The sequence below is a fragment of the Algoriella sp. genome, from assembly GCF_036647415.1.
In the GTDB taxonomy this organism is placed as follows: Bacteria; Bacteroidota; Bacteroidia; order Flavobacteriales; family Weeksellaceae; genus Empedobacter.
Genome location: NZ_JAVXKG010000044.1, coordinates 6,172 through 17,548 on the forward strand (window position 1 = coordinate 6,172; position 11,377 = coordinate 17,548).

The window sequence follows — 11,377 nt, forward strand, 5'->3', positions numbered from 1 at the left end:
ACTATTAATTACAAGGAGTGTAGCAAATTTATGGAAAAAATTGAAATAGTAAAAGGAACATCTAATATGGGATATACAGCAATAACTCCAATTAAAGCAATAAATAATGATACAGAAATTCTAGTAAAAGGAGCTTTTTTCGCACAAGCTAAATTAGCAAATGTTGGTGATCATAGCCATTAGAAATTCATTTAATAACAAAAAATAATAGGAAAAAATAAACATATTTTTTCCTATTATTTAAATTATAATTTTACTCTTTTATAAAAAATATCTAACTTTTTTAGAATATATACAATAAAGAGTGAGTTTTTAGTATTTTTAATTTACAGGCAATGGATCATTAGGAGCAGGAGTTGGAACATGACTACCACCACCGCCGCCACCGCCACCAGGTAAAGCGAAATCTTTAATGTAAGTATAAGTATATTCATAATCAGAACAAGATACTTCATACTTTGAACTACTTAACTTAATAACATCTATAAAATAAGCATCCGCTGTACATTGCAATTTATCTTTTTGCGCCTTTGTAGGAACTAAATGAGAAGTTCTTCCATCTTCATATTCAAAATCATGAGTTTGACCAAATACAAAACTTCCTAACGTAACAATAGCAGTAAATAATAATTTTTTCATAATAATTTTCTTGTGTTTAGAATTACTAACTTATTTATTAAATAATTGATATACAAATCATTTATTTAATAAATAAGTTGTATTTTATAGGGCATTGTATTTTTCTTATCTCAATCAATTTTGTAATATTTATTATTAAAATTCAGACTTTATTTCTCTCTTTTCTATAAAAAGGAAGGATATATTCTCTGTAAATATAAAAAATAGTTGCACCAGTTAAACAGCTAATTGGTGCATTTTCACTCGTTCCTGTAGGCGAAAGATAATAGATAATCCAACCTACACCATATCCTAATATAGCGTAACCAATTAATTTTAGAATCGGAATTAAGACGTTGTTTTTCATTGTTTTATAGTTTAGTTTAATTAAAGATACTAAAAATAATCTTTATTCATTATAAACAATCTGATATTGTAGTGTAAATTTGTAATCGAAAGTTTATCATAATTTTTATAAAAAGAAATTAGTATTTAACAACAACGAAATTTTCTTCGGGGCAAGGCGAAATTCCTTACCGGCGGTTATAGTCCGCGACTCCTTTAGCAACTGTTATAGGACTGATTTGGTGAAACTCCAAAACCGACAGTTACAGTCTGGATGAGAGAAGAAAATGGAATACAATTTTGTCACATTGAATTTGTTTCAGTGTCGCATTTTATATACGATATGATTCTAAATATGATGTGTTTCTGAAGTAAATTTGGAATGACAAAATTGTGTTTCGCCCTGAAGTGATGTTTCATTCAATCAAAAACAAGATGAAAACAATCACACAATTTGGCGCAACAGCCAACCAAAGAATTGCAAATGCAATAAAAGATCTTCAAAACGGAAAAGGAATCCTTTTAATTGATGATGAAAATCGCGAAAATGAAGGCGATATTATTTTTCCAGCTTCTACAATTACGGCGTCAGATATGGCGTTATTAATCCGAGAATGTAGTGGTATTGTATGTTTGTGTATGACGCAAGACAAGGCAACACAACTGGAGTTACAGCCAATGGTTGTAAATAATAATTCAAAATTCCAAACTGCTTTTACAGTAACAATAGAAGCAAAAGAAGGTGTAACGACTGGTGTTTCGGCAGCAGATCGTGTACAAACCATCAAAACAGCAATAAATTCTGCTGCAAAACCATCAGATTTGAATCGTCCTGGTCATGTTTTTCCATTAATTGCAAATGCAAATGGAGTTATGGCGCGCCGTGGACATACCGAAGGTAGTGTAGATTTGGTAAAATTAGCAGGTTTAGGTAATGAGGCTGTTTTGTGCGAATTGACCAATGTAGATGGTACAATGGCAAAAGTTCCACAGATTATAGATTTTGCAGAAAAGCATAATATGACTGTACTAACAATAGAGGATATTTACGAATATCGTCTGCAATTACAAGAAAAAGAAAAATTAGCAATGGCTAATTAATAAAGTATAATTATTTTGATAAAATTTTCAAGGAAATCTTCAGTCAGAAATGATTGAAGATTTTTCCTTTTTTTACCAAAATATATTGAGTAAAATCTTATATGATTGATAAAAATCAATGTACATTTAAAACATCAAAAATTATATAATTAAGTAATGAAATCAGAAGAACAAATACCTTCGGTTTGGAAAAACAAAGAGTTTATTCCATTCATATTTTTAAGGTTTTCGTTAATTTTCGCCTTATTCATTCAAAGCACATCTGTTGCTTACGAAATATTTAAAGTTACACAACAAGAAATTTATTTAGGATTAATTGGTTTAGCTGAGTTTTTTCCAATATTAGTAACGGCTTTTTATGCTGGACAATTGGTGGATAAATTAGATAAACGAATGATTTTGGTAAGAGGTATTGGCGCATTTATGGTCGCATCTTTTGTCTTAATGATTGTCAATTTTCCTTCTGTAAGAGAAACCATCGGTATTCCGGCTTATCTCGGGGTTTGTTATTTTGCATTTTTTATTTTGGGATTGACAAGAGCATTCAGTGGACCAGCATTATTTGCACTATTAGCCTTAGTTGTTCGCAAAGAAAATTACTCAAAAGCAATTCCTTTATCGTCATCTGCATTTATGATTGGTTCTGTTTTAGGACCATTAGCAGGAGGATTAATCTTGGCTAAATTCGGAATTGAAGTCGCATTAATTACCGCTTTCTCTATCATGTGCATTTCTATGGTAATGATATTAATGATTTCTAAAAAACCTGCGGAAATTTCTGAAGCAGAATCTACAGAATCACCAATGACGCGTATAAAAGAAGGGTTGAGATTTATTTGGGCAACACCCATTATATTAGCAGTTTTGAGTTTGGATATGTTTGCGGTTTTCTTTGGTGGAGCGGAATCTTTACTGCCTGCGTTTGTAGAAAAAGTATTGAATCAAGGCTCTGAAGCATTTGGTTTATTACGTTCTGCACACGGAATTGGCTCATTGATTATGATGTTTTTCTTATCCTCTATTCCTACTTTATTAAAAGGAAATGTCGGACCAAAACTGTTAGGCGCTGTAGCTATGTTTGGTGTTTGTATTATTGCATTCGGATTAACACGAGATCTGTATATATGTTTCGGAATATTAATGTTAGGAGGAGCTTTTGATGCAGTTTCTATGGTAATACGTCAAAGTATTTTACAAATAAAAACACCCGAAAATTTGAAAGGTCGTGTATCATCTGTCAACTCGATATTCGTAAGTTCATCTAACGAGTTAGGAGCTTTGGAAAGTGGAATTGCTGCAACATTTTTAGGTTTAGTTCCAAGTATTATTTTTGGAGGATCAATGACGATATTAACTGTTGTTGTAATTGCAATAATGATTAAACAAATAAGGAATGTAGAATTGAAATAAAAAATAGTGATATTAATCCTACTTGTAATTGAATATTGTACTATTTTAGCCTGTTTTTAAAAAAACAATAACTATATGAAGAAAGTATTATTTACTTGTTTAGGTTTAATGACACTTATAACTGCAAAAGCCCAACAGATAGAGTTTGGACCAACAATTGGTTATCGATTTAATAATATTGTAGATCGTAAAGCAGAAACAAAAAGAGCTGTAATTGGTGATGCTTTATGGGAAACTGAGTACGGTTTTCAGGCTGTTTATAATTTTAGAAAACCTGGGAATGAAATGAATTATAGGTTAACAGCTTTTTATCAAAATCAGAAAAGAGGATCAAAAAGTGAGCGATTTTCAAACGAAAGATTTGAAATTGACACAAATGGTTTTGGATTGTTGTTTGGTATTGCAAGAGAAGTTTCACCGAAATGGATTTTGACACTAAATTTAGGATTAGGATCAAATTCTATGGATACAAAAGATTATTACAAAGGAGATCAACCCCAAATGATAGCTTTTGATAAATTAAACGCCGATTTAGAGCCAAAAACGAATGAAATAAATTTCTTATATCAAATTGGTGTAGAAAGAGTACTTATTCAAAATAAACTTCTGGTTTTTGCAGATTTTCATGGAGATGCAGGAATTTCTAAAATGAATGAAAGTGTAGGTAGTTACGGTAATCAAGGTTTTGGATTTGGAGCAGGTTTACGATATTTAGTCGATTTATCAAAAAAAGATTAGAATATTAGAAGCTATGCTTGTCTGTGATCCAAGTTATGCTTAAAATAATTTCAGAATCTTCTTGGGATTATCAATATCAAAATGGAGAAGTAAAAGTTTTAAAATAATTACAAGCGAATCAACAGATTCGCTTTTTTATCTCTATCAAAAACATTATCTTACAGAACAAATATAGAAGAAAAATGAGGAGAATATTTTTACTATTACCTATGCTTGTTTTATGGTCGTGTCAAGAAGAGGAAATAAGTATTCCTGTAGAAGATAATGCTTCCTTTACAGCTTATCCAAAAGGATACTTTATTCAGACTAGAGAAGGAGTCGATACTATAAAATTCGAATATAATTCAGAAAAAAAAGTAATTAAAAGAGTTGGTGAATGGTTAGAGCTTTCTGGCTCTACGGGGTTCGGAAATATATTTTCAAAAAAACTTGAAAGTCGTATTAATTATTCTGGTAATAAAGCTATTTTAGAAAGATTTTCTAAAATGGAAGGAATTAATTTTCCAAAAGATATTCAGACATATAGTTTTGATGGTAACCGAATAAATGATATTATTTTTACCTATCAAATTAGACCTAATTATACGGAAAAATATGTTTATACGTATGAGAATAATCAAATAAAATCAATTGATTTACGTGTAACAGATTCACATTATACAAATGATTTGAGAAGTCGTCGAGATTTTTATTTTAATAATAATGGAAACTTAGATAGTTTAGTTTATCGCGAAGCATCTTATGATTTTTATGATGAAAGTATTCCTCCATATATTGATTATAAATTAAAAAACAGAAGAGTTACAACTTTTTCCAATTATGATGGATCTCAAAATCCATTTCAAAATTTAGGAATTTTTACAGACTTATATTACAAGTCTTTATCTAAAAATAATTTCCGAAAAATGGAAACAATAGAATATGATGAAGATGGAGAACCTACACTTGGTATTTCACAATCTACTTGGGATTATCAATATCAAAATGGAGAAGTAAAAGTTTTAAAATAAAAAAAGCGAATCAGTTGATTTGCTTTTTTGTAATCTTTAAGAAAATAATTATCGATGAAATCTATTGTTTACTTTTTACTTTTAGGATGTGGTTTGTTGAGTTGTAAGCGAGAATTATCGCAAGAAGAACGCGATAAACAGCATCAAGATTCCATTCATCAGAAGATTTTAGCAATGGGAATGAATACAGATTCTTCGTTTTCTTATAGAAAGTATAACAAAGCTTTAAATGATTATTATAGTAAAGATTCTTTAATACCAGAACCTCTTTTTGATTTTGCTGAAGATCAATTTATATTTTATAATGATACTTTAATCTACTATTATAATAATGAGTTTCCTTATGATGATTTTTGTGGAACCCCTTCTTTTCAAGCTGAAAGGAATAAAGAAATTTATGAAGAATTTAAAGTTAGAAAGAAAGATCTAATTCTAATAAAATCAGATAAAATAATAGATTTTGTGAAAAGAATAAGTGTAAAGATTGATAATGATAAAAGAATTCCAAAATCTATTATTATAGGAATAAATAAAGATTCAATTAAAAGTAAAGAGCTTCAAAAATTAAGAAAGTATTTGATAAATACTAAATTACGTTATATTTATCGTCCGCTTTCCACTCGCGAACGTTTGGTAGCCGATGCTAAATTTAAAAACACTTCCGAAGATTTTTCTAAAATAAATTGGGATAGTGCTTATCATGTAGATTTTAAGAAATTTTATCCAAAGAACTAAAGCGTCAATCCTTCCAAATCATCAACTGTTCCGTTGTAAATATTAACATCTACTTTGTTTGTCTTTACACCTTCTATAGTTGCTTTTTCGGTAAATTGCCAAAAATTCCAATGACCTTTCATTTCTTGTACCCAAAAATTATAATTGGCAATCCAAATAATGTAACCATCAAAATGTTCTTTCAAAAAATCTTCAAAATATTTGTCAGATGTATAGATAATTGGTTTTATATCGTAATGTTCTTCAACAATTTTACACCAATTTTTTAAACCTTCTATCATTTTATCTACAGATTGCGTTCGTGGCATAGTTTCAATATCCAAAACGGGAGGTAAATCTCCATTTTCTAACTGAACTTTATTGATGAAATTTTGAGCCTGTAAAGTGGAATTTTCATCAGGTCGATAAAAATGATAAGCACCTCTCAAAATATTGTTTTCTTTAGATCCTTCCCAATTTTCTTCAAAAGTTTCATCAATAGAAGCCGTTCCCATTGTAGATCTTATAAATGCAAATTTCACTGGATAAAGCTCATAAATAGAATGCATTTTTGCCCAATCAATTTTTCCTTGATAATGAGAAACGTCTACACCAAAGGTTTTTAGATAATATTTATCCATCACCTCAATATTTCGAATATCGTATTTGGTTACTTTATCGTCGGTGATTTTTTCTCCTTTTAACGATTTTTCTACAATAGAGAAGTAGTAATGTATTCCGTGTCGATAGCGATAAGTAAAATAAAGCATGGTCAAAACTAAAAACCCAATTACATAAGTAGAAAGTTTTATTTTGGTATAAAAAGGTGCTGTATTACTTTTTTTTCGAGGCATTTATCGTAGATGAGGTTGATAAAAATTTATGCAATATTACTTTATTTTTTGATGATTGTAAAAAAGAAATCTTCATTATCTTTGTTCATTATGAAAAAATGGATTTTGGCCGCAAGGCTTCGTACATTACCACTTTCATTAAGTGGATTATTATTAGCAGGTTTTATAGCTAAATTTGAAGGAATTTTTCGTAACGATATATTTTTCTTGTCACTTCTTACAACATTAGCTTTTCAGGTTTTATCTAACTTTGCAAACGATTATGGAGATGCAGTAAAAGGTACTGATGCAAATCGTATTGGTGAACAACGTGCTGTTGCATCAGGATTAATTACAAAAAAGCAAATGAAAATAGCTATCGGAATTATGATTGTTGTTTCACTTCTTTGTATTTCGGCTTTATTATATGTGTCTTTTGTACCAGATTATCTTAACTATTTATACATATTTTTAGGTTTAGGAATAGCGTCTATATTAGCTGCAATGGCATATACAATGGGAAAAAAACCATACGGATACATTGGTTTAGGCGATATTTTTGTGTTTTTATTTTTTGGAATATTAGCTGTTGCAGGTGGAGAATTTTTATATTCTAAAGTATTTAGATGGGAAATCTTATTACCAGCCGCTTCTATGGGATTATGGAGTGTTGCCGTATTAAATTTAAACAATATGCGCGATGTAGAAAATGATGTAAAAAATAACAAAATAACAATCGCTTCGAAATTAGGATTTGACAATAGTAGATATTATCAAATGGCATTAATGACGCTACCTTTTATATTAAGTGCATCTTATGTTACGATGTTACCTTCAAAAGCAGGTAAATTATCAGGATTTGTTTTCTTGATATTAATCTTTTTTGCAAACGGTATTCGTCGTAAAATTTTTGCAGTTAAAAATCCAAAAGATTATGATCCATTCCTAAAACAAGTTGCGATGTTGGCTTTGTTTTTTGCTGTATTATTAGGTTATAGTTTAATTGGATTTGAATTTATAAACACTTTAATTCGCTAATCACAAAATTACATTAATATGAAAATTCAATATTTAGGACATGCCTCTCTATCTATCGAAGCAAATGGTAAACACATTGTTGTTGATCCATTTATTACACCAAATGAATTAGCTAAAAATATCGATTTCGAGAATTTAAAAGCCGATTATATTGTTATTACACACGCACACCAAGATCATGTTTATGATGTAGAAGCTTTGGCTAAAAAAACAAATGCATTAATTATTTCTAATGCAGAAATTGCAAGTTATTATAGCGCAAGAGGTTTCAATGCACATGGAATGAATACTGGTGGTAAATTTAGTTTTGACTTCGGATCGATACAATCTACCATTGCATTTCACTCTAGTTCATTTGCAGACGGAACTTATGGAGGAGATCCAAACGGATATATTATAGAAGCCGATGGAAAACGTATTTATATTGCAGGAGATACGGCTTTAACTTACGAAATGAAATTAATTCCAGATACAATTGGCGATATAGATTTAGCCATTTTACCAATTGGCGATAATTTTACAATGGGAGCCAAAAGTGCTGCTATTGCTGCAGAATATGTTAAGACAACTAAGGTTTTGGGCTATCATTATGATACGTTTCCACCAATTAAAATTAATAAAGCAGAAGCAAAATCAATTTTCTTTTCACGTCACATTCAATTAATTTTATTAGAAATAGGTGAAGATTTAACAGTTTAAATTAATCATTCAATATCATATAAAAAAGGACTAAACAATGTTTAGTCCTTTTTTGTTATAATTTATGTAAAATCGTATGTATTAAAACTTATATACGATTGCATTAATATTCATTCCAGCACCTACAGAGGCAAATAATACAACATCACCTTCGTTTATTTCATGAGAACATAATTCATCTTTCATAATCATCGTTAACATAGTCGGAATTGTAGCAACACTACTATTTCCTAATTTTTCGATAACCATAGGCATAATATGTTCTGGCATTGGCGTATCGTACAACTGATAAAAACGTTTTACAATTGCCTCATCCATTTTTTCGTTGGCTTGATGAATGATGATTTTATTTAATTGATCAATAGAATATCCACTATCATCAAAACACTTTTTCATTGCAGTAGGAACATTAGAAAGCGCGAATTCGTAAATTTTACGACCAATCATTTTAATGTATTTCACATCATCAGAACTTTCTTGATTATATGATTTACCGAAAAATAAATAATCTTTTTCATTCAACGTATGCGAAGCTGATAAATGCGATTTTATACCCGCATCACCTTCATTTATCTCTAAAATAGCTGCTCCTGCACCATCTGCATAAATCATGCTATCTCTATCATGTATATCCACAACGCGCGACAATGTTTCGGCACCAATTACCAAACAACGTTTCGCAATACCAGATTTTATAAAAGCATTGGCTTGTATTACACCTTCTATCCAGCCAGGACAACCAAATAAAACGTCATAAGCAACGCAATAATTATTTTCAATTTTTAATAAATGCTTTACTCTCGAAGCTAAGCTAGGAACTGCATCAGATTGAATTGTTCCCGAACGAACATCTCCAAAATTATGTGCAAATATGATATAATCTAATGTCTCAGGATCTATACCAGAATTTTCTATAGCTTCTTGCGCAGCAATAAATCCTAAATCAGAAGTTACCTGATCTTTATTTGCATAACGTCTTTCCTCAATTCCAGTAATTTCTTTCAATTTACCAGCAATTGTAGCATTATCTTGTTTTAATGTGATACCTTTTTCATCTAGAAAATGATGATTCTCAAAAAATAAATTTGTGATTGTCTCAGAAGGAATGTAGTTACCTACACCAATAATTTTACTTGTCATTTATTCAGATTTCACTTCAACCAAATTCTTCTTAGGTAAAGAATTTTTCAAAGCGCGAGTAAATATAGGATTTATACCTAAATAAATATTATTTTAAAAGATTTTTAAGTCTAAAATTGATATAAATCAAAATTTTGATGCCAAATTTTCCTAAAATCTAAAAAATCGATCCCTAAATTAGCCGATAACTTTGAATAATTTTAAATTATCTTTAACCATTAAATTTATTCAGATTGTTTAAATTTGTTAAAAATAAAGAAGAAATGAAATACTTATTAATAGGTTTTATGGGACTTTTTATGGCTTGTAATGCACAAGAAACTAAAAAGGAGGGAACTAAAAAACAACCTATTCATCAAACCAAAAAAACGCCTCAAAAAATGAAGACGATTTACGATTATACATTCAAAGATATCAACGATGATGATTTTAATTTCGCTGATCTTAAAGGTAAAAAAGTTTTAATTCTTAATACAGCTTCAAAATGTGGTTACACGCCTCAATATGATGCTTTAGAAAAAGTTTACCAAGAATACAAAGACCAAGGCTTGGTTGTGATTGGTTTTCCTTCGGATAATTTTGGAGGACAAGAGTTTGATAACAACGAAGAAATTGCACAATTTTGTAAATTAAATTACGGAGTTACTTTTCCTTTGATGGCGAAAAGTGATGTAGTTGGTAAAAACCAAAATGAACTTTTCAAATTCTTAACAAAAAAATCATTGAATGGTAAAGCTGATAATGAAGTAAAATGGAATTTCACAAAGTTTTTAATTAATGAAGACGGAACTTTAGAAGCTTCTTATCCATCTAAAACAACACCAGATAGTAAAGAAATTATTGATTGGTTAAATAAATAGAAAATGAAATTAGATATACTTGCAATTGGTGCACATCCTGATGATGTAGAATTAGGATGTGGAGGTACGCTTGCAAAAGAAATAAATAACGGAAAAAAAGTAGGAATTCTAGACCTAACAAAAGGAGAATTAGGAACACGCGGAACAGATGAAACTCGTAGAGTAGAGGCAGATGCAGCAAAAAATATTTTGGGTGTAGCGATTCGCGAAAACTTAGGAATTGCCGATGGTTTCTTTTTAAATGATAAAGAAAATCAACTAAAAATAGTAGAAATTATTCGTAAATATCAACCTGATGTTATTTTGAGTAATGCGCCATATGATCGCCATCCAGATCACGGAAAAGGTTCTGATTTAGTAAATACTGCAATCTTTTTGTCTGGTTTACCAAAAATAGAAAACGGATTGCCAGCTTGGCGTCCAAAAAAACACTTTCATTACATACAATGGTTACCATTAGAACCACATTTTGTTTTGGATATTACAGGATTTATAGATGTTAAAGTTGATGCATGTTTGGCATATAAAACACAGTTTTTTGATCCAAATTCTGATGAACCACAAACACCTATTTCATCTAAAAACTTTACAGATTCTATTCGCTATAGAGCCTATGATTTGGGAAGATTGATCGGAACAGAAGCTGGTGAAGGATTTATTTCTAGAAGTTATATCGGTGTAAATAATTTAGATTCTTTACTTTAGGAAAAACACTGAAAAAATCAGTGTTTTTTTCGTCAAAATTGTTTGCAAATACCAATTTCAACACTATATTTGCATTCCAATTGAGAGATTAATAAAAATTAATTTCGATATAAATGGTGATTGTAGCTCAGTTGGTTAGAGCGCCGGATTGTGGTTCCGGAGGTCG

13 protein-coding genes, 1 pseudogene and 1 riboswitch are annotated in these 11,377 nt (G+C 30.1%); of the genes and pseudogenes, 10 read left to right on the forward strand and 4 right to left on the reverse strand.

Annotated features, from left to right (window positions below):
* Window positions 1-183 (forward strand): annotated as a pseudogene (locus RSC72_RS14255) (efflux RND transporter periplasmic adaptor subunit); the annotation flags it as partial.
* 138 nt (window positions 184-321) lie between these two features.
* Here RSC72_RS14255 and RSC72_RS14260 read toward each other — a convergent pair.
* The gene (locus RSC72_RS14260; protein WP_332546724.1) at window positions 322-639 is read right to left on the reverse strand and encodes a hypothetical protein; all 318 of its coding nucleotides are present in this window, start codon (window positions 637-639) and stop codon (window positions 322-324) included.
* A gap of 142 nt (window positions 640-781) precedes the next feature.
* Window positions 782-985, reverse strand: coding sequence for a hypothetical protein (locus RSC72_RS14265; protein ID WP_332578593.1), 204 nt, complete (start codon window positions 983-985; stop codon window positions 782-784).
* 138 nt (window positions 986-1,123) lie between these two features.
* A riboswitch (FMN riboswitch) is annotated at window positions 1,124-1,253 on the forward strand.
* Between the two features lie 145 nt (window positions 1,254-1,398).
* Between RSC72_RS14265 and ribB the strand changes: the two genes are divergently transcribed.
* From ribB to RSC72_RS14290, 5 genes are all read left to right on the forward strand, one after another.
* Window positions 1,399-2,064, forward strand: a complete 666-nt coding sequence (gene ribB / locus RSC72_RS14270) for a 3,4-dihydroxy-2-butanone-4-phosphate synthase (RefSeq protein ID WP_332546237.1) — start codon at window positions 1,399-1,401, stop codon at window positions 2,062-2,064.
* A 156-nt stretch (window positions 2,065-2,220) separates the two neighbouring features.
* Entirely contained in the window at window positions 2,221-3,474 is a 1,254-nt protein-coding gene (locus RSC72_RS14275; RefSeq protein WP_332546239.1) for an MFS transporter, read from the forward strand.
* A gap of 75 nt (window positions 3,475-3,549) precedes the next feature.
* Window positions 3,550-4,212 (forward strand): hypothetical protein, encoded by a 663-nt coding sequence (locus tag RSC72_RS14280; protein ID WP_332546241.1) that lies wholly within the window; start codon window positions 3,550-3,552, stop codon window positions 4,210-4,212.
* Window positions 4,213-4,394: 182 nt separating this feature from the next.
* Window positions 4,395-5,222: a hypothetical protein gene (locus tag RSC72_RS14285; protein ID WP_332546242.1), complete on the forward strand. Its 828-nt coding sequence runs from the start codon at window positions 4,395-4,397 to the stop codon at window positions 5,220-5,222.
* 54 nt (window positions 5,223-5,276) lie between these two features.
* Complete coding sequence (locus RSC72_RS14290) at window positions 5,277-5,957, forward strand: hypothetical protein (protein WP_332546243.1); 681 nt, start codon at window positions 5,277-5,279, stop codon at window positions 5,955-5,957.
* Here the strand turns inward: RSC72_RS14290 and RSC72_RS14295 are convergent.
* Window positions 5,954-6,790, reverse strand: a complete 837-nt coding sequence (locus tag RSC72_RS14295; protein ID WP_332546245.1) for a glycoside hydrolase family 25 protein — start codon at window positions 6,788-6,790, stop codon at window positions 5,954-5,956. The genes RSC72_RS14290 and RSC72_RS14295 overlap by 4 nt on opposite strands.
* A 90-nt stretch (window positions 6,791-6,880) precedes the next feature.
* Between RSC72_RS14295 and menA the strand changes: the two genes are divergently transcribed.
* Together menA and RSC72_RS14305 are read left to right on the forward strand one after the other, a co-directional pair.
* Complete coding sequence (menA, locus tag RSC72_RS14300) at window positions 6,881-7,807, forward strand: 1,4-dihydroxy-2-naphthoate octaprenyltransferase (RefSeq protein ID WP_332546247.1); 927 nt, start codon at window positions 6,881-6,883, stop codon at window positions 7,805-7,807.
* Window positions 7,808-7,825: 18 nt separating this feature from the next.
* Window positions 7,826-8,506, forward strand: a complete 681-nt coding sequence (locus RSC72_RS14305; protein WP_332578594.1) for a metal-dependent hydrolase — start codon at window positions 7,826-7,828, stop codon at window positions 8,504-8,506.
* Window positions 8,507-8,587: 81 nt separating this feature from the next.
* Here the strand turns inward: RSC72_RS14305 and RSC72_RS14310 are convergent, their stop codons facing one another.
* Window positions 8,588-9,646, reverse strand: a complete 1,059-nt coding sequence (locus RSC72_RS14310) for a 3-oxoacyl-ACP synthase III family protein (protein WP_332546251.1) — start codon at window positions 9,644-9,646, stop codon at window positions 8,588-8,590.
* Between the two features lie 263 nt (window positions 9,647-9,909).
* On the opposite strand from RSC72_RS14310, the gene RSC72_RS14315 reads away from it, so the two are divergent.
* Together RSC72_RS14315 and bshB1 are read left to right on the forward strand one after the other, a co-directional pair.
* Complete coding sequence (locus tag RSC72_RS14315; RefSeq protein WP_332546253.1) at window positions 9,910-10,506, forward strand: glutathione peroxidase; 597 nt, start codon at window positions 9,910-9,912, stop codon at window positions 10,504-10,506.
* A gap of 3 nt (window positions 10,507-10,509) precedes the next feature.
* Window positions 10,510-11,211 carry a bacillithiol biosynthesis deacetylase BshB1 gene (bshB1, locus tag RSC72_RS14320; RefSeq protein ID WP_332546255.1) on the forward strand — a complete coding sequence of 234 codons (702 nt, stop codon included), beginning with the start codon at window positions 10,510-10,512 and terminating at the stop codon, window positions 11,209-11,211.
* Window positions 11,212-11,377 lie beyond the last annotated feature (166 nt).